The following is a 20,190-nucleotide window of genomic DNA, read 5'->3' as shown; positions in this document are numbered from 1 at the left end:
GACATTCACCATGGATGTTGCAGTGAAAGCCGAAAGCAAGGGTAAACCGGACGCAAGGCCAGTCCCGGACATCAAGCTGATCGGAGTGATCGGCGCCGGCCAGATGGGCAGCGGCATCGCCCATGTGATCGCGCTCGGCAAGTACGACGTGCTTCTCAACGATATCCGCAAGGAAGCCGTCGACAAGGCGCTGGCGACGATCGAAAAGAACATGGCGCGGCAGGTCAGCAAGGGCCTCGTCAAGGAGGCCGACGTGAAGGCGGCGTTGGCACGCATCAAGTTCGCGCCCGGCCTTGAAGCGTTCAACAATTGCGACATGGTGATCGAGGCCGCGACCGAGGACGAGGCGGTCAAGCGGAAGATCTTCCAGGAGCTGTGTCCCAAGCTCAAGCCGTCGGCGTTGCTCGCGACCAACACCTCGTCCCTGTCGATCACGCGGCTCGCGTCGACGACGGACCGGCCCGAGCATTTCATCGGCATGCACTTCATGAACCCGGTGCCGCTGATGGAGCTCGTCGAGCTGATCCGCGGCATCGCCACCGAGGACGACGTATTCGCCGTTGCCAAGGTGTTCGTCGAGAGCCTCGGCAAGACGACGGCGGTCTCCGAGGACTTCCCGGCATTCATCGTCAACCGCATCCTGCTGCCGATGATCAACGAGGCGGTCTATACGCTCTATGAGGGCGTCGGCACCGTCGAAGGCATCGACAAGGCCATGCGGCTCGGTGCGCACCATCCGATGGGGCCGCTTGAGCTTGCCGATTTCATCGGCCTCGATACGTGTCTTGCGGTCATGCAGGTGCTCTACGAGGGGCTCTCGGATTCGAAGTACCGCCCCTGCCCGCTGCTCGTGAAGTACGTCGAGGCGGGGTGGCTCGGCCGCAAGACCAACCGCGGTTTCTACGATTACCGGGGCGAGAAGCCCGTTCCGACGCGCTGATCCGGCGCATCCTCGATGACCGACGCGCGCAAGGTGGCTGTCGTGACCGGCGCCGGAAGCGGCATTGGGCGCGCGGTCGCCGTGGCGCTGTCGAAGGCCGGCTTCACGGTTGTGCTCGCCGGACGGCGGGCGGCGGCGCTCAAGGAGACGGCGGCTTCGTTCGGGGACGGGTCAGGCGCAGCGCTGGTCGTCGCGACGGACGTCACCGAGCCTCGGGACGTTTCGCATCTCTTCGAGACGGCGCAGGCGACGTTCGGCCGGATCGACGTGCTGTTCAACAACGCCGGGGCGTCCGCGCCCGCGGTGCCCATCGATGCGCTGACGCCCGAGCAATGGAATGCGGTCGTCGCCGTCAACCTGACGGGGACGTTTCTCTGCGCGCAGGCGGCCTTCCGCGTCATGAAGGCGCAGCGGCCTATGGGCGGCCGGATCATCAACAACGGCTCGATCTCGGCGGCCGTGCCGCGGCCGTTCTCGGCACCCTATACGGCGACCAAGCACGCTGTGACGGGGCTGACCAGGTCGCTTTCCCTCGACGGGCGCGCCTTCGACATCGCCTGCTCGCAGATCGACATCGGCAATGCGGACACCGAGATGACCCAGCCGATGGCGCGGGGCGTTCTCCAGGCGGACGGCGGCGTCCGGCCCGAGCCGCGCATGGACGTGGCGCACGTCGCCGAGGCGGTCGTCTACATGGCCGGGCTGCCGCTCTCCGCCAACGTGCAGTTCATGACACTGATGGCCACGAAGATGCCCTTTATCGGACGAGGATAGGGGCTGTTTGTCAGGTTGGCGCGGTCTCCGCCATCGGGAAGGACCGCGCCGCTTCGCTCGTGCCGACGGGGGGCGGGCTTTCATGGTTTCGAATGCGGCCGGCCATTGGTTTCTCGCGCTCGCGCCCGGTGCGCTGGCTCTCATCGGCGGATGCGCGTCCGTTCAGGACATCGCCGGCGTGCCGCGCGCCGGATACCAGGCCAACGGCGCCTATGTCGTCAGCACCGAGGAGGAAAAGCTCGCGTGCCGTCAGATCGAGGAGCGGCTCGAGATCCTGAGCCGGCAGATGCAGGTGCTGCCGCAGCAGGCGGCCCTCGAACGCGAAAGCGAGCCTCAGACGGTCGGCTCCGCGCTGGGGCGCATGTTCGGCGGCCCCGACGACGGCCTCAAGGCCACACAGGAGTTCCAGAGGGCGCAAGCCGAGAGCGACGCGCTGAAGGCGCTCCTCGCCAGGAAGAAATGCGCCTGAGGATCCCTCCTGAAAAATACGGGAGGGCGCGAGGCGTCTCTCACGCCTCGCGCCCTTTGGTTATGCCTCACCGGCTCAGCCGGGATCAGTCCTCAAGCTCGCGCTTGATGATCTGGCCGTCGCGAATGTCGACATCGTAGACCCTGCCGTCGGTGTGGCGGGCATCGTCGACCTCGAATTTACGGTCGTCGCGGTCGAATTCGATCTTTCTCCAGGACGTGAAGCCGGCGTTTTTCAGAATGCTGCCGATCTCAGCCTCCTCGGCGGCCGTCGCCGGACGGTCGTCGGCGGTGGCTGCGGTCGAGAGTGCGGCGGCGGAGACGGCAAGGGCGCCAACGAGCGTCATGAATTTCTGCATGTGTCATCTCTTTCTGTTTGCGTCGTGGGGACTGCGAGGAACGTGCAACCCCGATGCCTGGATCCTTGCAGAGGCGCTCTGACGCGACCCTGATGCAGCCTGTCAGCGAACTGTCAGACTTCAAGGCGCGGGCGTCAAGCGCGGGGAGGCCGCGCAAAGCGCAGCGTGGCGGAGAGGCCGGGCTTGCCGTCGGCGAGCGTCACCGTGCCGCCCCACGACTCGACGATCTCGCTCATGATCGCGAGGCCGAGGCCGGCGCCCGAGCCGCGTTCGTCGAGCCGCCCGCCGCGACGGAGCGCCTCCTCGAGCCGGCCTTCCGGAATGCCGGATCCGTCGTCGGTGACCGTCAGCGAGACGGATCGCTCATCCTCGTGCGCCGTGATCGCGACTGCGTGGCGCGCGTGGCGCGCGGCGTTCTCGATGAGATTGCCCACGGCTTCGGAGAGATCGTCGTGGTCGATGGGCGCGACGATGGCGGGCGGCACGTCGACGATCCAGTCGAGCTCCTGGCCTTCCGGGGTGCGCTGGACGACGCGCACCACGGGATCGATCACGGCGGCCACGTTCGCTTCGGCCGCCCTGCGCGAGGCGGCGAGGCGCACGCGGGCGAGCTCGCGCTCGACGGTCTGCTGCATGGTGCGGGTCACGGTCGAGAGGCTCAGCGCGACGTCGGTCTGTCCCTCCTTGGCGAGGCGCTCGATCTCCGTCTGAAGGACCTGCAGCGGGGTCCGGAGGCCGTGGGCGAGATCGCCGGCGCGGGTCTTGGCGCGGGCCAGCTCCGCGTCACGCGCGTCGATTAGCGCGTCGATCTCCTGGGCGAGCGGGCGGACCTCGTCCGGAAACCCCGACCCCATGCGCTGGCTCTTGCCCGAGCGGACCGCGGCGAGACGGGTGCGGACGGCGGAGAGCGGGCTCAAGCCGATCGTGACCTGCATCCAGTTCGCGGCCAGGAGCAACGCGCCGAGGATCGCGAGCAGGGGCGTGAGGTCGAGCGCGAACTCGCGGACGGCGGTGGCGATCTCGGCCGAATCCCAGCCGACGGCGATGCGTGCCGTTCCCCCGCCCATGCGCGCCGGCAGCTCGACGCGCCGCTGCAGGAGATAGAGCTCCGCCTTGCCGGGGCCGGGGATGCGATGATGGTGAATGGTGTCGTCGACCGCGACCTCGGCGGGCAGGTCGAGCTCCGCATCCCACAGCGAGCGCGAACGGAGAACGGTTCCCGACTGCTCGTAGACGATCTGCCAGTAGAGACCGGAGAGGGGCAGGTCGAAACGAGGATCGGCGGGCTCGTTGGAGAGCGCGAGCCCGCCCGCGGGGCTGCGTTCGAGACGCGCGGTGATCTGGTTCAGGTGGACGACAAGCTCGGCATCGATGCGCCGCTCGACGTGGCGCTCGAACACCACCGTCAACCCATAGCCGGCCAAGCCGAGCGCGATTGCGGTCGAGACCGCGCCCGCAATCAGAAGCCTCAGGCGCAGCGAGCGGAGCGTCATTCGGCTTCCGCCCCGATGACGTAGCCGAACCCGCGCCGCGTCTGCACGACGTCCGCGCCGAGCTTCTTGCGCAGTCGCGTGATGACGGCCTCGAGCGCGTTCGCGTCGCGCGCGTCGTCGTCGCCGTAGAGGTGCTCGATCAGCTCGCCCGGCGAGACGACGCGGCCCTTGTGGTGCAGCAGATAGGCGATGAGGCGGTATTCGAGCGGGGAGACGGCGACGTTGGCGCCGTCGATCATGACGCGCATCTGGCGGGTGTCGACGGAGACCGGGCCGGCGGCGAGCACGGGAGACGCGTGTCCGGCGGCGCGGCGGATCAGGGCGCGCACGCGGGCCAGGAGCTCCTCGATCCGGAAGGGTTTGGCGAGATAGTCGTCGGCGCCCGCGTCGATGCCTTCGACACGCTCCGGCCATGTGCCGCGCGCGGTCAGGATGAGGACGGGCATCTCGCGCCCGGCGCTGCGCCAGCGCTTCAGGACGGCGAGGCCGTCCATCCCGGGCAGCCCCAGGTCGAGGACGACGAGATCGAAAGCCTCCGTATCGCCCAGGAACCAGGCCTCCTCACCGTCCACGGCGGTGCGCGTCTGGTAGCCCGATGCGCCGAGGGCGGCCGAGATGCTGGCCGCGATCGCCGGTTCGTCCTCAACGATGAGGATGCGCATCAGTCGTCGTCCTCGATGCTCAGGATCGCGCCGCTTGCGGCATCGACCTCGACCTCCTTGAGGCGTCCGGAGGGATCGATGACGTCGAACTCGTAGACGATGCGCCCGCCGTCCTCCACGTCGAGCTTGACGCCGAGGATCTTGCCCGGCAGATGCGGGCGTACCTTCTCCGTGATCTCGGAGAGGGAGCGGATGCGTCCTTCCCTGAGCGCGCGGCGCGCGATCTCCTGGTCACGCGCGTCGTCGCCGCCGCTGACGGGCGTTGGAGCTGCGAAGCCGAGGACGGCCGCGGCGAGGAGGCCAAGGCGGACGGGCGAGGGTCTCTTCATGGAAATCAAGTGCGCTTTCCGGGCTGACAAATGCCTGACGCCGCCCGTCAGGAAGCGATCAGCCCTCGGGGAGCAATGATGCGGCGTCCGGGCCACGGCGGGCGCCGGACACCAGATCATAAACGCACCATGATCATAGACGCCCTGCAACAGAAGTGGAGACCAACCCATGAAGACGCTTTTCGCCGTTTCCGTCCTTTCGCTCGCCCTCGCAGTGCCCGCGCTTGCCGGCGAGGACGACTATGTCGGACCGCTCAACGTCCCGCGCGACCAGTGGCTTCCGGTGTCCGAGGTGGTCCAGAAGATCGAGGCCAAGGGCTATAAGATCCACGAGATCGAGGCGGACGACGGCATGTACGAGTTCGAGGCCATCGATTCGTCCGGCGCCCGGGTCGAGGGACATGCGCATCCGGCGACGGGCGAGATCCTGGACACGCGGCCCGACAACGACTGATCGGACCTGACGCGAGCTCCGGCGGTGTCGTGCCGCCGGAGGCTCACGATCGCAGCTAAGATGCGCTGCGCTTGCGGGTTGCGGCGGCCTTTCGGGCGGAGGCGCGCCGCGCGGCGGCGGGACGGGCGGCCGAGGCGCGTCCGCCGAGCTCTCCGCCTTTGTGCGCGGCCGGTCGTCCCGTCTTCTTGCCGCGGCCCGAGCCGCCCGGCATCTTGCCGCCGCCATCATCCTTGTTGACGGTGGCCCAGGCGCGCCGCTCGGCTTCCGTCTCGTTCACGCCTCGCTTCTCATAGCCCTCGGCGATGTGGTCGGCCTTGCGTTCCTGCTTGGCCGTGTACTTGCTCTTCGCTCCTCGCGGCATGGCGGTCTCCTGCGGTCGGTTCGACGGCGCATTCCGGGTCTGAAGCGAATAGTCCGCAGTCCCGATGCGCTCACGCGCATTCAACAGCGGGTCCGAGATTCGGTTCCGAACGCCTGCGGCGATGTAAGGATGCGGATCGGGCACCTCCCGCGCACCGATCTCTCCCGGAGACGATCTCTACCGACGATGATCTTTCTGCGCGCTTGGGCGGGCCGCGGCCTCGTCGTCCGGAATCCTCGGAGCCGCGCGGCTGTGGTAACGGCGGAATGCCTCCGACGGCAGCTCTCCGAACATCGCCTTGTAGTCGTGGGCAAAGCGGCCGAAGTGCCAGAACCCCCAGCGGGTTGCCGCCTCGGCGACGGAGTGCGTGTGCTTGATCGCCCGGCGCGCCCCGTTCAAGCGAACGGCGCGCAGGTATGTCGACGGCTTGACCCCCAGCGTCTCCTGGAAGGCGTACTGGAGTCCTCGCCGGCTGACCCCCAGCATCCGGCACAGCTCCGCAACGCTCATGTCGCCGTCGGGCCATGCGTTCACCAGGTCGCGGGCATCGCGCACGATGCGTGCGTGCTTCCCGGGCGGGATGTCGGGCCGGTCGCCTGGCGCGCGGGACAACGCGGTCACGAGCGTTGCGACCACGTCGCGCGACATCGACGCGAGGCGCCTGGGATCGTCGGCGAGGTCCGGGCATAGGGCCACGACCTCGCATGCGTCCGCGAAAATGCGGCGCATGAGGTCGGCCGCACCTGGGCCGGTCGATCGGAGGTGGGGCTCGGAGAGCGACGGCAGGAGCGTTTCCCACTCGTCGTTGGTCAGCGCGACCTCGAGGTCGCTCTCGGTCAGCACGAAGCCCGCCATGTCCAGGCCGCACGGCGAGAGGAACTCGAACGCGTCCGCGCCCGAAAAGACGTGGAGCTGCGTGCCGTCGCATCGGCGGCGGCAGAACGTGGCCTTGCCGCGCAAGGCCATCGGCACGCCCACGGCGATGGTTCCTGCCGGCAGGGCGCCGGTCTGGTGAAGGGAGTTGCTCGTGATCTCCCGGAAGAGGAGCACGCCGTCGAGCTCGACCTCGAGAAACGAGCCGTTGAAGGACCCGGCCGACATCTGGTCGTAGGTCTGGTTCCACCCCCGCAGCAGGGCGGCCTGCTCGTCGATGTCGCTCGTGGCGGCCACGCGCATGGCGGCGCCCTTGCCGTCGGGCAAGGGTGTCGTCGGCTGAATCTGGCTCCCGGAGACAGTCGCCATGCGCCGCCGTTCACCTCCGCTCGAGCGAAACATTCCGCGCCTGCCGTCCGATCCGACTTAAGTCGGACGGCACATCTGCCGAAATTGGATAGACGACATAATAGCGCAGGACTAGCGTGCGCAACACTTGAAGTTGCCGGTCCTGTGGCGAGGCCGGTGCACCTATGAACCACAGATTTGATGCCTTGTGACGTGATCGGCTGGCGCCGGTCCGAAGTCTTGCTGCTGTGCAGCAAAGCCCAAACAATAATCAATATCAATTCAAGGGGATCGCTCATGGAGTCACCTGCACACGGCGAGTCGTCGGCCCACGGCGGCGTCGAATACGATAAGGTCGGAAAGGATTATTTCGAGAAGCGGCAGCTCAAGCGCGGCGCGGCAGGGTGGTTGCTGCTCGTCGGCCTGGGCGTGGCCTACGTCATCTCGGGTGACTTCGCGGGTTGGAACTTCGGCCTTGCGCAAGGCGGCTGGGGCGGCCTCTTCATCGCCTCGATCCTCATGGCGACCATGTACACGTGCATGTGCTTCGCGCTCGCGGAGCTCGCCACTATCGCGCCGACGGCCGGCGGCGGATACGGCTTCGCGCGGCGGGCCTTCGGACCCTGGGGCGGATTTCTCTGCGGCATCGCCATTCTCATCGAGTACGCCATCGCGCCGGCCGCGATCGCCGTCTTCATCGGCGCCTACTGCAATTCACTCTTCGGCATCGACGGCTGGATCGTCTATCTGGGCTTCTATGCGGTGTTCCTCGGCATCCACCTTTACGGAGCCGGTGAGGCGTTGCGGCTCATTTTCGCGATCACGGCGCTCGCCGTCGTGGCGCTGATCGTGTTCATCTTGGCGATGGTTCCCTATTTCGACACCAACAACCTGTTCGACATTCCCGTCACCGATGCCGCCGGTGCGAGCCCATTCCTGCCGTTCGGCTATCTCGGGATCTGGGCCGCCATTCCTTATGCCATCTGGTTCTTCCTCGCCGTGGAGGGCGTGCCGCTCGCGGCGGAGGAGACGAGCGATCCCAAGCGGGACCTGCCGCGCGGCCTGATCGGCGGCATCCTGGTGCTGCTCGCCTTCTGCGCCCTGATCCTCACCTTCGGTCCGGGCGGCGCGGGCGCCAACGCTCTCAAGGACTCGGGCAATCCGCTGGTCGCAGCCCTCGAGTCGGCCCATGTCTTCGGCGGGCCGACGTTGATCAGCCGGTTCGTCAACTTCGTCGGACTGGCCGGCCTCATCGCGAGCTTCTTCTCCATCATCTACGGCTACTCGCGGCTGGTGTTCGCGATGTCGCGTGCGGGCTATCTGCCGCGCGTCCTGTCGCTGACGGGTGCCCGCAAGACGCCTTACGTCGCGCTCATCGTGCCGGGTGTCATCGGCTTCCTGCTTTCGCTCAGCGGGCAGGGTGATCTCCTGATCCTGATCGCGGTGTTCGGAGCGACCATCTCGTATGTGATGATGATGGCCTCGCATATCGCGTTGCGCGTCAGGGAGCCCCATCTCGAGCGTCCCTACCGGACACCGGGCGGCATCCTGACGTCGGGGATCGCGCTCGTCCTCGCCTGCGCGGCGGTGGTCGCGGGCTTCCTCGTGGATCCGCGGGTGGTGATCGGGGCGGCCGTCGTCTACGCTATCTTCATCGCCTACTTCGCCTTCTACAGCCGTCACCATCTGGTCGCGGCGGCGCCGGGCGAAGAGGAGGTATACTGACGACGGCACGGTGCAACAGTCCAATCGGTGAGCGAGCATCATGAGCTATTCGCAGACTGTCGGAGGCCATCGGTTCAGCTTCGAGAGCCTTAAGGAGCTGATGGCGAAGGCGACGCCGGCGCGATCGGGCGACTATCTCGCGGGCGTGGCGGCGGGCGACGACGAGGAGCGGGTTGCCGCTCAGATGGCGCTCGCCGACGTGCCGCTCAAGGTGTTCCTCACCGAGCACGTGGTGTCCTATGAGACCGACGAGGTGACGCGGCTCATTATCGACGACCACGACGCGAAGGCGTTCGCGCCGGTTTCTCATCTGACGGTCGGCGCCTTTCGCGACTGGCTGTTGTCGGATGAGGCCACCGAGCGGTCGCTTTCGGCGCTGGCGGCGGGCCTCACGCCGGAGATGGTTGCGGCCGTGTCGAAGATCAGCCGCGTGCAGGACCTGGTGCTGATCGCGCAGAAGTGTCGCGTCGTCACCCGGTTCCGCAACACCATCGGGCTCAAGGGGCGTCTCTCGACGCGCCTCCAGCCCAACCATCCGACCGACGATCCGACGGGCATCGCGGCCAGCATCGTCGACGGGCTCATGTACGGCAACGGCGACGCGGTGATCGGTATCAATCCGGCGACGGACAGCATCGCCGCGGTGACGACGCTTATCGAGATGCTGCACGAGATCATCCAGCGATACGATATTCCGACGCAGTCGTGCGTGCTGACGCACGTGACGACCAGCATCGAGGCCATCAATCGCCGTGCGCCGGTCGATCTCGTCTTCCAGTCCATCGCCGGCACCGAAGCGGCCAACAGCAGCTTCGGCATCAATCTGGCGCTGCTCAAGGAAGGCTACGAGGCGGCGCAAAGCCTCGGGCGCGGAACGATCGGCGACAACGCCATGTACTTCGAGACCGGCCAGGGCAGCGCGCTGTCGGCGAACGCGCACCACGGCGTCGATCAGCAGACGCTCGAAGCGCGGGCCTACGCGGTGGCGCGGAAATACCGGCCGCTTCTGGTCAACACGGTGGTCGGATTCATCGGCCCCGAATACCTCTACGACGGACGGCAGATCATCCGCGCCGGGCTCGAGGACCATTTCTGCGGCAAGCTGCTCGGCGTGCCGATGGGTTGCGACATCTGCTACACGAACCATGCGGAGGCCGACCAGAACGACATGGACACCCTGCTGACGCTGCTCGGCGTGGCGGGGATCACCTTCATCATGGGCATCCCGGGCTCCGACGACATCATGCTGAACTACCAGACGACGTCGTTCCATGACGCGCTCTATGCACGCAAGGTCTTGGGGCTGAAGCCGGCGCCCGAGTTCGAGGACTGGCTGCTCAATGTCGGCATTTTCGAAAAGGGCGAGGGTCTGAAGCTCTCCGATGCGCTGCCGAAGCCGTTCCAGCATGCGCTCTCGCATCTCCACTGAAAGGCACGCCCCCATGCCGGAGGACAAGAAGCCCGTCGTCGTCGACAATCCCTGGAGCAAGCTGCGCCAGTACACGCCGGCGCGCATCGCCCTTGGCCGGGCCGGCACCAGTCTGCCGACCAAACCTCACCTCGAGTTCCAGCTCGCCCACGCGCGGGCGCGCGATGCCGTGCATCACGAGCTCGACGTGGCGCGGCTCGAGGCGACGCTCGCGGCGCGGGGGCATGCGGTTCAGGTGCTGCACAGTGCCGCCGGAAACCGCCCCATGTATCTGCAAAGGCCGGACAAAGGTCGCCGTCTCGACGCGGCGTCGCGGCGTCTGCTCGAGGAGATGGCGCGCCCGGACGAGGGATACGACGTCGTGTTCGTGATCGGGGACGGGCTGTCGTCGTTCGCTATCGAGGAGAACGCCGCGCCGTTCCTCGATGTGATGCTGCCGCCGCTCGCCGCCGAGGGTTGGCGCGTCGCGCCTCTCATGATCGTGCGCGAGGCGCGCGTGGCTGTCGGCGACGAGGTGGGCGAGCTTCTCGGCGCCGGCATGGTCGTGGTGCTGATCGGCGAGCGCCCCGGCCTCAGCTCGCCCGACAGCATGGGCATCTACATGACGCTGAAGCCGCGCGTGGGGCTGACGGACGAAGCTCGCAACTGCATCTCGAACGTGCGGCGCGAGGGGCTGAGCTACGATATGGCGGTCCACAAGCTCGTCTTCCTCATGACGGAAGCGCGCAAGCGGGGACTCTCCGGCGTGCAGCTCAAGGACGAGGCGGAGACGCCCGCGGGCGCGCTCGCGACCTCGAGCCGGAGCTTTCTGATCGAGCAGCAGTGAGCGCGATCCCCCCGGTCCGAGCGCGTGGAGACCGACGCTCGATGCTTCGGCGGATGGGCCCTGAAGCAATCAGGGCCTGAGCAGGTTGCGCTTTGCCCGGGCGATCCGGCTACGCATCGACGTAGAGCCGGGTGTCGGGCACCTCTGCCAGGACGCGTCGGGCTCTCTCGCCGTCCATCAGCGCAAAAGCAGTCGCCAGCGCATCGGCGATGGCGGCCGTCGGCGCGATGACGGTGCGGCTTACCGCAGGGCCCGCACAGTGGCCGGTGGCGGGGTCGAAGAGATGATTGCAGCGTCCGCCGGCATCGAATTGGAATCCGTCGGCGCTCGTGGTGGCGACCGCCTTGTCGATAAGGTCGAGCGCGCGGCGCGGGGGCGCTTTCGTTGCGATCTCCGCCCGCCACGCCCGGCCGTCCGGTCGGTGGCCGAGGGTGCGGATCTCGCCCATGTCCACGAGCGAGCTGTGGACGCCCTCCTGGCGCAGGAGATCGACCACGCGGTCGGTGATGTAGCCCTGGGCGATGCCGTTGAGCGTCAGCCCCATGCCGCGCTCTCCGAGCACGATGCGGTCGCGGCTGACGCCGACCTTGGTCCAGCCGACCAATCCGACCGCCTCGGCGAGCTTCTGCGGCGGCGGCCCGGCCGGGTCCGCATCGGGGCCGGCGAAGTGATCCGCATAACAGCGCCACAGGGGCTGGACGGTCGGATCGAACGCGCCGCCGGTCAGGCGCCACATGTCGTCACAGAGGCGGAGGAGATGCACGAGCTCGGCCGGAGGGGCCGCGAGCACGCCGCTGCGGTTCAGCTCGGCGAGCGCCGTGTCGTCGCGGTAGAGGCTGAAGATGGCTTCGAGCCGGCGGGCCTCCGCCACGGCGCGGCGCAGAATGGCCTCGCCGGCGCTGCGGTCGGGATGGGCGAGGCGGAGGGTCGCGACGGCCCCGAGCGAGACGCCGGTCCATTCGAGGAGCGGGGCCGCCTCGGCACGCCGCGATGCGCCGAAGGGCACCAGCGCCGCACCGCCCGCGGCGGCGCAGAGGGCGATCACCTTTCGTCTGCTCAGGGGGGTCTGCATAGCGTCTCCCAAAAGCTAGAGCGTTTTCAAGCGAAGTGGACACCACTTCGCATTAAGAAAACGCGTCGAACCAAAAACCTAGTGCGCTCCGTCCGCGCCGGGGTCATGCGGGGGCTCGGCGGCGGGCTCGGAGCTCAATACGTAGTCTTGCGGAACGTTGGCGAAGGCGACGATGCGCCCGCCGTTCTCGGCAACGAACCTCTCGGCGGCGGCGCGATCCGAGAACGGGATCGTCTCTGGCGCGCCCATGCCGCCCTGCTTGCGGCTCTCGATGACGAACAGCGCTCCGCGCGCCTCGATCCAGTTATCGACGCCCGGCTTCTCCCAGCTCGGCGCCTTGCCCATGTCGGACACGTAGACGGCGCGTACGTCCTTCGCCTCCTCGTCGAGCATGGTGTAGGAGAAGGCGTCGCGCGCGGAGGAGAACCAGACGGGAGCTTTCTGGCTGGCGAGGATGATCTGTCCCTTGGGTCCGCTGTGCTCCATGAGATCCATGCTGCAATAGTGGCCGACGGCATCGGCCGTGAGCGTATGGGGCGGAGGCAATGCTACGTTCTCTTTCTCGCCGCAACCAGAAAGGGAGAGGGCGACGAGACACAGGGCGGCGGCAACGGACGACCGGACGTTCACAGCTCCCTCCTCGAGAAGATCATGGCGGCCAGAGCCAGCGGGACCAGCGTCCAGGCGGCGAGCGCGGAGAGCAGGAGGGCAGGGGCGAGCGAAACCGTGCCGGCCAGGCCCGACATTCCCGAGAAGGCGCTGGCGCTCGTGGCGCCGGCGAGGTTCAGCAGGCGATAGACGTCGGCCGGATTGAGAAGCAGGAGGCCGCTCAGGGCGGTCGGCGAGATCAGCCGGCCCTGGTCGATCACCAGCACGCCGAGCAGAGCCATGTCGAACACGACGACGAGCAGGAGCCAGACTCCAATGGCGATGCCGGCCGCGGTCGCCCGCTCGCGCACGAGCACGCTCACCAGATAGCCGATGGCGATGAAGACGGCGCCGAGCAGGATCGAGGTGCCGATCATGGTGGCGAACGCCATCCAGCTCCGCGCGTCGATGGCGGCGCCGGTCGCGGCGAGCGTCACGGCCGCCGTGCCGTAGCCGAGCACGGTCGCGAAGGCGAGGATGGCCAGGTGGCCGGTGAATTTCCCGAACAGCACCTGCCCGCGGCTCACGGGGTAGCTCAGCAGCAACAGCATGGTGCCGCGCTCGGTCTCGCCGACAACGGCGTCGTGCGAGATCAGAAGCGCGACCAGCGGCACGAGGAAGATGGTGAGGCTCGACAGGCTGACGATCACCACGTCGAGGGCGCGGGCGCCCACGTTTCCGGTCGGCGCGCTGCCGAGGAACGTCAGCGACAGGGCGAGGGCTGCGAGGAGTGCCGTCATCGCCAGGACCCAGCGGTTGCGCAGGCTCTCCTGGATCTCCTTGGCTGCGATCAAGAGGACGTTCCTCATGGCGTCTCCTTGCGCAGGAAGTGAGCGTAAAGCTCGTCGAGTGACGGGGGAACGACGTCGATATCCCGGATGAGATCGCCAGCGCCCGCGGCGCGGCGCAGAAGCTCGATCTTCTCGGATGGCGTGACGTCGAACTCGACCCGGTGGCCGTTGAAGGTGCGGCCTGAGGCCGGGTCGCCCATCAGGCCGCGCAGCCGCTCGGCCTCGCCGGGGGCGACGGAGACGCGCACCTTCGCCGGCAGCTCGGCAATGCGCCGCAGCTCGTCGATGGTGCCGTCGGCGACGAGGTGGCCGCGGCTGACGATGAGGACGCGCTCGGTGCGCTCCTCGAGCTCCGTCAGCACGTGCGAGGAGAGCACGACGGTGGCGCCGCGGTCGCTCAGCTCGCCAACGATCTCGTAGAATTCCATGCGCAGGCCGGGGTCGAGGCCGGTGGTCGGCTCGTCGAGGAGCAGCAGCTGGGGCGTGCCGATCAGGGCCTGCGCAAGGCCCAGCCGCTGGCGCATGCCCTTCGAGTAGGTGCCGATGCGCCGGTCCGCGGCCTTGGCGAGACCGACGCGGTCGAGCAGCGCCTGGATGCCGGCGACCGGCTCGGACTTGAGACGCGCGTAAAAGGCCAGCACCTCGCGCCCCGTCAATGCGGTGTTGAAGGAGACGCTCTCGGGGAGATAGCCGAGCCGCCGGCGGGCTTCCGTTCCGCCGCCGGCGGGGTCCTCGCCGAGAACGCGGACCGAGCCTTCCGTCGGCCGCACGAGGCCGAGCATGAGCTTGATCAGCGTCGTCTTGCCGGCACCGTTGTGGCCCACCAGCGCGACCGTCTGGCCCGGCTCGAGCGCAAACGAGATGTCGCGCACGGCTTCGAGCGTGCCGTAGCGCTTCGTCGCGTGCGCGATGTCGACCAGGGCCGTCACGGTTCGGTTCCTTCTCGGTCGGCGGGCGGGGGCGCGACCGGCGCCATCAGCGGGCGGCTGTCGATGACGCCGCCCGGCAGCAGCGCCGGGAACTGCGCCTGCGCCCAGCGGATGATCTGCACGGCCGGGCTGTTGACCAGGACCTTCGCCTGCGGGGCGGTCCAGAGCACCTTATCGATGATGTCGTTGGGCCGGTAGGCGGTATCGCCGATGCCGTCTCCGTCGAGGTCGAAAGCCGGGTTGTCGCTCCAGAAGTTGCCGCGGCCGTCCTTCGACCAGTCGAGATAGCGCGTGCCGACGTACTTCACCTGGTTGCGGTTGCGGACGAAGGCGTTGCCGGAAATGTCGTTGCCTTCGGAGCCGGCGGTGAAGTGCACGCCGATCTCGCAGCCCTCGAACCAGTTGCCGTGGAACCTGTTCTTGTTGGCATTGTAGATGAAGACGCATTTCTCGGGCCCGTTGCGGACGCCGCCCGATTGCACGGCGGCGGTATCTTCCGTGGCGGGGAGACCATGCTCCTCCTTTCCGCGCGTGCCCGAATTCATCCAACGGGAGGCGGGCAACGGGCGGCCGCGGACCGTGTTGCCGACGATCTCGGAATAGTTGGCGAAGTTGAACAGGAAGCCGTGTTTGAGGTCGCCGTCCGAGACGTTGCCGCGCACGTTCAGGCGGTTCGAGTACATGATGGCAAATCCGACGGTGTTGCCGATCGAGACGTTGTCCGAGACCTCGCCGTCGTTGGTGTACATATAGTGGATGGCGAAGCGCAGGTCGCGGAAACGGTTGCCGCGGAAGACGTTGTGCGTGCTCGCGGCCGTAAAGATGCCGTCGCGGCCGAAGCGGATGTCGTTGTCCTCGACGCGCGCGCCAGGGGCGTTCCATACCGATACGCCGTTGCCCGCTTCGTTGACGCGCCCTTCCTCGATGCCGACGATGACGTTGCCGCGCGCGAGCGAGCGCTCGGCGCCATGCAGATAAATCCCGTAGAGGTTCCCCTCCAGGCGGTTGGCCTCGACGACGGCTTCGGTCGCGCTTTGCCTGACGAAGATGCCCGCGTCCATCGCTTCGAGATCGCGGCCGGATCCGCGTACCGTCACGCCGCGCACCACGGCACGCGGGGCCGAAACGGACACCACGCTGCCGCGGCCGGTGCCTTCGAGCACGGCACCCGGCACGCCCTCGAGCGTCACCTCTTTATCGATCTCGACCGGACCGTGGTGCGTGCCCTCAGCCAGGACCACCACGTCGCCTGACGCCGCACGGTTGAGTGCGGCTTGCACGTCTCCTCCGGGCTCGACCGTCAGACGCTCCGCGAAGGCTGAACTGGAAAGGAGGGCGGCCATGGCCGCCCCCCACGCTATTCTAGTGCGCACACGTGCCACTCAGTGTCCTCACGCGCTACGCGGTTCGACCATCATGCGCCCCTGCATCTCCATGTGCATGGCGTGGCAGAACCAGCTGCAGTAGTACCAGTAGACACCGGCCTTGGTGGCGGTGAAGGTCACCGACGAGGTCTGCTGCGGGCCGATCTCCATGTTGATGCCGTAGTTCACGATGCAGAAGCCGTGCGTCAGGTCCTCCACGTCGTCGACGTTGGTGACGAAGACGGTCACCTCGTCGTCCTGCTTGACGGTGAAGCTCGAGAGACCGAACGCGGGCGCCGCCGAGGTCATGTAGACGCGCACCTTGTTGCCGTCTCTTATGACCTTGTCGTCCGTCTCGAGCTTCACGCCGTCGGCTGCGGCCTGCTTCACGGCGTCGGCGAAGAACGGATCGTCCCGCTTCCAGATGTGCAGCGGGTTGATCTTCGAGCGGTGCACGATGGTGGCGTCATGCGGCTCGGCGAAGGTTGGGCCGTCGTGGACGATCACCATCTTGTCGCCGGAGATGTCGATCAACTGATCGTTCTCGGGCTTCAAGGGGCCGACGTTGAGGAAGCGGTCCTTCGAGAACTTGTTGAGCGAGATCAGCCATTTCCCGTCCGCATCCTTGGTCTGGCCCATGGAGGTGTGGTTGTGGCCCGGCTGATAGTGGACGTCGATCTTGTCGAGGATAGGGTTCACCTTCTCGCCCTTGTAGGCGCGAATGGCGAGGTCGATGTTCCACTTCACGACCTGGCTGTCGAGGAACAGCGTCGTGAAGCAGTTGCCCTCGCCGTCGAAGGCGGTGTGGAGCGGTCCGAGGCCCAGCTCAGGCTCGGCCACCACGACATCGCGCGGCTTGATCTTGTCGTCGAACAGGTCCGGCAGCTTGCGCGCGTCGAACACGGTGCAGGTCGGCGACAGCTTGCCGTTGGCGACGAAATGGATGCCGTCGGGTGCCGTGTTGATGCCGTGCGGGCTGTTGGCCACCGGCACGTAGCGCGTATAGGGCGAGCCGTGGCGGCCGTCGAGAAGTGGTACGCCGCCGACGGTCTGGTAGTCGCCCTTCTTGACTGCTTCCTCGATGCGCTTGATGTCGAAGATGACGACCCAGTCCTGCTCCTTGGCCATCATCTCGGCCAAGGTGACGCCTTCCTCCGAATTGTAGCAGGTGGACCACGCATACTTGCCCTGGTAGTCGGCGTCGACGTTGTCGAGGTTGCCGTCGACGCGGATCTGCCAGGCGACCTCCATGGTCTCGCCGTCGACGGCGCTGAAGATCGCCATGTACTGCTTGGGATCGTCGAGAATCTTGCCGTCGTTGGGCACCGGCACGCGGTCCTCGCCGTTGCAGAAAACGTAGCCGGTCTTCGGGTATTTCTGGACGCGCAGGCCGTGCACCGTCGACTGGTTCGGCAACTGGATGATCTTGTCGCACTTCATGATGTCGAGGCGGATGCGGCAGACGCGCGTGTTGGCCTTGTCGTTGGCGTACAGGTAGCGGCCGTCGTAGGTGCCGTCGGTGAACGAGGGGTGAGGATGGTGCAGGTCACCGTTCATGAACGTGCCGCCGCGGGTCTGCAGGAACTCGCGCGACTTCTCCGTCAGGCCCTCGGTCAGAATTTTGAGGCTTTCGTTGGTCTGGCCCCAGCCGGTGGCGCTGCAGCGGTTGAACACGGGAACGCGCATCAGCTCGCGCATGGACGGCAGGCCGATGATGCGCACCTCGCCGCTCTGGCCGCTCGAGGAGAAGACGTAGTATTCGTCGAGCTCGCCGGGGGCGACCGTGTGGCGGCCCGCATCGGCGGGTGCTGCCGCTGCCTGCGGAACCACCTCGCCGCCGAGGCCGGCAAGGGTCAGGCCGCCCGCGGTTCCGACGACGCCGGCCGCCGCTGCGGCAACGGTCGTCCGATTGAGCATGTCACGTCGAGTGAGGCTCGACTTTTTCTGGTCGTCATCTTGCATGGTCTTCTCCTCTCGTGCCTTTCTTGGCGCCGTGCGCTCTTGCCGGCTGGTGGATGACTTTTCCGATGTAGGTGATCAGAGGGCGCGCAGGTTCGGGCTGGCCGCGTTCCGCCGCCGGTAGAAGAGCATCGCGCTTTCCGCGCTTCAAGCGCACCTGGATCATGTGCGGGCACCGCTGATCGTCCCAGTATAGCTCCTGGCAGTGCATGCAGTAGATGCACTCGTTGACGTTGATCAGCCCGTTGGGGTGGATCGATTGCACCGGGCATTCGTTGGCGCAGCGCTGGCAGGGCGAGCCGCATTCGGGCCAGCGCCGGAGCCATTCGAACATGCGCAGGCGGCCGGGGATGGCGAGGGCGGCGCCGAGCGGACACACGTAGCGGCAGAAGAAACGCTCGACGAAGAGCCCGGCCGTGAGGAGCGCCAGCGCGAACACGACGAACGGCCAGTCGCGCACGAATTTGAGAACGATCGCCGTCTTGAACGGCTCGACCTCGGCCAGATGCTCGGCCATGGTGAACGAGTAGAGCGACAGGCCGAACAGACCGAGGAAGATCACGTACTTGATCGGCCAGAGGCGCTCGTGCAGGTCCCAGGCCACGCGGAACTGCGGCACGCCGAGCGCCTTGGCGACGTTGTTGGTCAGCTCCTGCAGGGCGCCGAAGGGACACAGCCATCCGCAGAACGGCCCGCGTCCCCAGAACAGCAGCGATACCGCGACCGACGACCAGAGAAGGAAGATCAGGGGTGCGGTCAGGAAGTATTCCCAACTGAAGCCGGTCAGCAGCGAATTGGTGAAGGTCAGGACGTTGACGACGGAGAGCTGGGCGTTGGCATACCAGCCGAGCCAGACGAGCGTGAAGAGCAGGAACGCGCGGCGTATCCAGGTGTAGACCACGGGCCGGCGCACGAGCGCGTTCTGGAAGAAGAAGATGGCGGTGAGAACGGCGATGGCGAGCGCTGTGATCGTGATCGAGACGGCGTCGCGCTGCCACATCTTCTTCCACAGAGGATCTTCTTCCGTGGAGAAATCCTGATCGGGCGCGGCCTCGGCTGGGAGAGCCTGATTGGACGCGGCGGCGGGCGGCGCGCTTTCGGGTGGGGTGGCCTGAGGGGGCTCCGGCTTCGCGACCAGCAAGTGAGGGGGCAGGCTGTAGACCAGCTCGAAACCGAGAAAGGCTTTGTCGCGAGGTCCGACCGGACGCTGCACCAGCAGCTCGAGCGTCCACGGCTGCGTGGGATCGAGCGCGAAGTCGTCGGGCACCGTGAACAGGCCAATCTCCGGGAACGACGGCGCGCCCGGCGCCTCGATGGCACCGAGCCGCTCGTGATTGCGGTCGCGGAAGCGCGTGCCGGAACCGTCCTGCTCGATCTCGATGCGGTCGAAGATGCCGCCGCGCACGTAGCCCGATCCCTTGAAGGAATAGCGGCCTTCGCCGGCGACCAGGATGGCCTGCTGTCCGGGCTTGAGGCGGCTCTCGAGCCGTTCGTAGCCGGCCTCGCCGAGCAGGCTCTTGCCGATGGCCGGCACACTCACGAGCGCGGCATAGAGATCGATGAAGATCTCGTCCGGATCGCCCGGCTCCGGATGGGCGGCCGCCTCTGCGTTGCCCGAGCGCTCGAACGCGGCGTTGACGTCGCCGACCGACAGGCGGAGCCTGCGGATCGACCCGTCTCCGAGCAGGGTTTGCCAGTCCCGTCCTCCGGGTGCCGCCATGTCGATGACCATCGCCGCGGGCGCTGCCCCGGCGGGACCGGAGGCAGCCACTGTCCCGGCTGCAATGCGCCCGGTGCGGACGAGACGCACTGCGGAGCGCACGATGCTGTCGGCCATGACCAGCACCGTCACCGTCGCGCCGCTCACGATGTCGGGCTGCGGAGGGCGCTCGGCTCCCGACGCGATCGGCCCGATCTTCATGCCGATGAGCTTGTTCAGGGCTTCGACGACGCGCCGCTCCGGCACGCCCACCAGCACGATGGGTTCCTTGTGGTCGACGAGCTTGAAACCGGTCACGGTCCCCTGCATGTCGATGCCGACCAGCATGTGGATGGGCTTGCCTGAATAGCCGATGGCGCCGGTGACGTCGGAGTTCAGGTAGACGAAGCCGACCTGGGCGTCGCCTGCGAAAACCGGCACCAATGGCGGGTCGCCCTGCGGTTCTCCGAGCCGGGTCGCCTGCGGGAAGAAATCCTGCGCCGTAATTTTATCCAGAAAAGCCGAGAGCCGCGATTGCGCTGCCGCAGGCTCGACCGTGCCCAGCAGGATGACGGCGCTCACGACGACACAAATCCAACGCGCCAGTTTCGCCGCCAAGGGCCACCTCGTAGGTTGACTTGCGGAATTAGGTATCAGCGATGCCTCTTATCTCTATTGACCTCAGTC

Annotated in this window: 20 protein-coding genes; 7 read left to right on the top strand and 13 right to left on the bottom strand. The window is 67.1% G+C overall.

Translation table 11 applies throughout. The annotated features are described in order from the left end of the window. Positions 1 to 10: 10 nt before the first annotated feature. The 3 genes from V7082_RS04725 (at position 11) to V7082_RS04715 (ending at position 2,183) form a co-directional block, all read left to right on the top strand. Entirely contained in the window at positions 11 to 940 is a 930-nt protein-coding gene (locus V7082_RS04725; RefSeq protein WP_334146463.1) for a 3-hydroxybutyryl-CoA dehydrogenase, read from the top strand. Positions 941 to 955: 15 nt separating this feature from the next. After that, entirely contained in the window at positions 956 to 1,714 is a 759-nt protein-coding gene (locus V7082_RS04720) for an SDR family oxidoreductase (protein WP_334146462.1), read from the top strand. A gap of 82 nt (positions 1,715 to 1,796) precedes the next feature. Beyond that, positions 1,797 to 2,183 carry a hypothetical protein gene (locus V7082_RS04715; protein ID WP_334146461.1) on the top strand — a complete coding sequence of 129 codons (387 nt, stop codon included), beginning with the start codon at positions 1,797 to 1,799 and terminating at the stop codon, positions 2,181 to 2,183. Positions 2,184 to 2,268: 85 nt separating this feature from the next. Here V7082_RS04715 and V7082_RS04710 read toward each other — a convergent pair whose 3' ends face one another. The 4 genes from V7082_RS04710 to V7082_RS04695 all read right to left on the bottom strand — a co-directional run bounded on the left by V7082_RS04710 (position 2,269) and on the right by V7082_RS04695 (position 5,025). Then, entirely contained in the window at positions 2,269 to 2,541 is a 273-nt protein-coding gene (locus tag V7082_RS04710) for a PepSY domain-containing protein (protein WP_334146460.1), read from the bottom strand. A gap of 134 nt (positions 2,542 to 2,675) precedes the next feature. Further along, a complete protein-coding gene (locus tag V7082_RS04705) occupies positions 2,676 to 4,034 on the bottom strand; it encodes a sensor histidine kinase (protein WP_334146459.1) in 1,359 nt (452 codons plus the stop codon). After that, positions 4,031 to 4,696 carry a response regulator transcription factor gene (locus V7082_RS04700; protein WP_334146458.1) on the bottom strand — a complete coding sequence of 222 codons (666 nt, stop codon included), beginning with the start codon at positions 4,694 to 4,696 and terminating at the stop codon, positions 4,031 to 4,033. Before V7082_RS04700 ends, V7082_RS04705 begins: the two co-directional genes overlap by 4 nt. Next, positions 4,696 to 5,025, bottom strand: coding sequence for a PepSY domain-containing protein (locus tag V7082_RS04695; RefSeq protein ID WP_334146457.1), 330 nt, complete (start codon positions 5,023 to 5,025; stop codon positions 4,696 to 4,698). Before V7082_RS04695 ends, V7082_RS04700 begins: the two co-directional genes overlap by 1 nt. 169 nt (positions 5,026 to 5,194) lie before the next feature. Between V7082_RS04695 and V7082_RS04690 the strand changes: the two genes are divergently transcribed. Next, positions 5,195 to 5,479 (top strand): PepSY domain-containing protein, encoded by a 285-nt coding sequence (locus V7082_RS04690; protein ID WP_334146456.1) that lies wholly within the window; start codon positions 5,195 to 5,197, stop codon positions 5,477 to 5,479. A 55-nt stretch (positions 5,480 to 5,534) separates the two neighbouring features. Here the strand turns inward: V7082_RS04690 and V7082_RS04685 are convergent, their stop codons facing one another. Then, positions 5,535 to 5,840, bottom strand: a complete 306-nt coding sequence (locus V7082_RS04685; protein ID WP_334146455.1) for a plasmid stabilization protein — start codon at positions 5,838 to 5,840, stop codon at positions 5,535 to 5,537. Between the two features lie 177 nt (positions 5,841 to 6,017). Further along, entirely contained in the window at positions 6,018 to 7,082 is a 1,065-nt protein-coding gene (locus V7082_RS04680) for a helix-turn-helix domain-containing protein (protein ID WP_334146454.1), read from the bottom strand. 276 nt (positions 7,083 to 7,358) lie between these two features. On the opposite strand from V7082_RS04680, the gene eat reads away from it, so the two are divergent. From eat to eutC, 3 genes are read left to right on the top strand one after another with little or no spacing between them, the layout of a single operon-like run. After that, positions 7,359 to 8,786, top strand: a complete 1,428-nt coding sequence (gene eat, locus V7082_RS04675; protein ID WP_334146453.1) for an ethanolamine permease — start codon at positions 7,359 to 7,361, stop codon at positions 8,784 to 8,786. A gap of 40 nt (positions 8,787 to 8,826) precedes the next feature. Beyond that, the gene (locus V7082_RS04670) at positions 8,827 to 10,215 is read left to right on the top strand and encodes an ethanolamine ammonia-lyase subunit EutB (protein ID WP_334146452.1); all 1,389 of its coding nucleotides are present in this window, start codon (positions 8,827 to 8,829) and stop codon (positions 10,213 to 10,215) included. A 13-nt stretch (positions 10,216 to 10,228) separates the two neighbouring features. Further along, positions 10,229 to 11,041 carry an ethanolamine ammonia-lyase subunit EutC gene (gene eutC / locus V7082_RS04665; RefSeq protein WP_334146451.1) on the top strand — a complete coding sequence of 271 codons (813 nt, stop codon included), beginning with the start codon at positions 10,229 to 10,231 and terminating at the stop codon, positions 11,039 to 11,041. 109 nt (positions 11,042 to 11,150) lie between these two features. Here the strand turns inward: eutC and V7082_RS04660 are convergent, their stop codons facing one another. The 7 genes from V7082_RS04660 to V7082_RS04630 all read right to left on the bottom strand — a co-directional run bounded on the left by V7082_RS04660 (position 11,151) and on the right by V7082_RS04630 (position 20,085). Then, on the bottom strand, positions 11,151 to 12,113 hold the full coding sequence (locus V7082_RS04660) for an FAD:protein FMN transferase (RefSeq protein WP_334146450.1): 963 nt from the start codon (positions 12,111 to 12,113) through the stop codon (positions 11,151 to 11,153). A gap of 78 nt (positions 12,114 to 12,191) precedes the next feature. Continuing rightward, entirely contained in the window at positions 12,192 to 12,743 is a 552-nt protein-coding gene (locus V7082_RS04655; RefSeq protein WP_334146449.1) for a nitrous oxide reductase accessory protein NosL, read from the bottom strand. Beyond that, entirely contained in the window at positions 12,740 to 13,570 is an 831-nt protein-coding gene (locus V7082_RS04650) for an ABC transporter permease subunit (RefSeq protein ID WP_334146448.1), read from the bottom strand. Before V7082_RS04650 ends, V7082_RS04655 begins: the two co-directional genes overlap by 4 nt. Next, positions 13,567 to 14,481, bottom strand: coding sequence for an ABC transporter ATP-binding protein (locus tag V7082_RS04645; protein WP_334146447.1), 915 nt, complete (start codon positions 14,479 to 14,481; stop codon positions 13,567 to 13,569). The genes V7082_RS04650 and V7082_RS04645 overlap by 4 nt, the downstream gene beginning before the upstream one ends. After that, positions 14,478 to 15,824 (bottom strand): nitrous oxide reductase family maturation protein NosD, encoded by a 1,347-nt coding sequence (locus V7082_RS04640; protein WP_334146446.1) that lies wholly within the window; start codon positions 15,822 to 15,824, stop codon positions 14,478 to 14,480. Before V7082_RS04640 ends, V7082_RS04645 begins: the two co-directional genes overlap by 4 nt. Positions 15,825 to 15,872: 48 nt before the next feature. After that, the gene (nosZ, locus tag V7082_RS04635; protein WP_334146445.1) at positions 15,873 to 17,807 is read right to left on the bottom strand and encodes a TAT-dependent nitrous-oxide reductase; all 1,935 of its coding nucleotides are present in this window, start codon (positions 17,805 to 17,807) and stop codon (positions 15,873 to 15,875) included. After that, a complete protein-coding gene (locus V7082_RS04630) occupies positions 17,797 to 20,085 on the bottom strand; it encodes a 4Fe-4S binding protein (RefSeq protein WP_334146444.1) in 2,289 nt (762 codons plus the stop codon). The genes nosZ and V7082_RS04630 overlap by 11 nt, the downstream gene beginning before the upstream one ends. Between the last annotated feature and the right edge of the window lie 105 nt (positions 20,086 to 20,190).

This window comes from Hyphomicrobium sp., assembly GCF_036833075.1.
Taxonomy (GTDB): Bacteria; Pseudomonadota; Alphaproteobacteria; order Rhizobiales; family Hyphomicrobiaceae; genus Hyphomicrobium_C.
The sequence above is the reverse complement of the archived record's forward strand: the minus strand, read 5'-3'. Positions and strand labels throughout refer to the sequence as shown.

What these genes read in the sequence shown, in the direction of transcription:
- V7082_RS04725 (WP_334146463.1), top strand. Translation starts at nt 11, where the DNA reads ATGGATGTTGCAGTGAAAGCCGAAAGCAAGGGTAAACCGGACGCAAGG.
- V7082_RS04720 (WP_334146462.1), top strand. Translation starts at nt 956, where the DNA reads ATGACCGACGCGCGCAAGGTGGCTGTCGTGACCGGCGCCGGAAGCGGC.
- V7082_RS04715 (WP_334146461.1), top strand. Translation starts at nt 1,797, where the DNA reads ATGGTTTCGAATGCGGCCGGCCATTGGTTTCTCGCGCTCGCGCCCGGT.
- V7082_RS04710 (WP_334146460.1), bottom strand. Translation starts at nt 2,541, where the DNA reads ATGCAGAAATTCATGACGCTCGTTGGCGCCCTTGCCGTCTCCGCCGCC.
- V7082_RS04705 (WP_334146459.1), bottom strand. Translation starts at nt 4,034, where the DNA reads ATGACGCTCCGCTCGCTGCGCCTGAGGCTTCTGATTGCGGGCGCGGTC.
- V7082_RS04700 (WP_334146458.1), bottom strand. Translation starts at nt 4,696, where the DNA reads ATGCGCATCCTCATCGTTGAGGACGAACCGGCGATCGCGGCCAGCATC.
- V7082_RS04695 (WP_334146457.1), bottom strand. Translation starts at nt 5,025, where the DNA reads ATGAAGAGACCCTCGCCCGTCCGCCTTGGCCTCCTCGCCGCGGCCGTC.
- V7082_RS04690 (WP_334146456.1), top strand. Translation starts at nt 5,195, where the DNA reads ATGAAGACGCTTTTCGCCGTTTCCGTCCTTTCGCTCGCCCTCGCAGTG.
- V7082_RS04685 (WP_334146455.1), bottom strand. Translation starts at nt 5,840, where the DNA reads ATGCCGCGAGGAGCGAAGAGCAAGTACACGGCCAAGCAGGAACGCAAG.
- V7082_RS04680 (WP_334146454.1), bottom strand. Translation starts at nt 7,082, where the DNA reads ATGGCGACTGTCTCCGGGAGCCAGATTCAGCCGACGACACCCTTGCCC.
- eat (WP_334146453.1), top strand. Translation starts at nt 7,359, where the DNA reads ATGGAGTCACCTGCACACGGCGAGTCGTCGGCCCACGGCGGCGTCGAA.
- V7082_RS04670 (WP_334146452.1), top strand. Translation starts at nt 8,827, where the DNA reads ATGAGCTATTCGCAGACTGTCGGAGGCCATCGGTTCAGCTTCGAGAGC.
- eutC (WP_334146451.1), top strand. Translation starts at nt 10,229, where the DNA reads ATGCCGGAGGACAAGAAGCCCGTCGTCGTCGACAATCCCTGGAGCAAG.
- V7082_RS04660 (WP_334146450.1), bottom strand. Translation starts at nt 12,113, where the DNA reads ATGCAGACCCCCCTGAGCAGACGAAAGGTGATCGCCCTCTGCGCCGCC.
- V7082_RS04650 (WP_334146448.1), bottom strand. Translation starts at nt 13,570, where the DNA reads ATGAGGAACGTCCTCTTGATCGCAGCCAAGGAGATCCAGGAGAGCCTG.
- V7082_RS04640 (WP_334146446.1), bottom strand. Translation starts at nt 15,824, where the DNA reads ATGGCCGCCCTCCTTTCCAGTTCAGCCTTCGCGGAGCGTCTGACGGTC.
- nosZ (WP_334146445.1), bottom strand. Translation starts at nt 17,807, where the DNA reads ATGCAAGATGACGACCAGAAAAAGTCGAGCCTCACTCGACGTGACATG.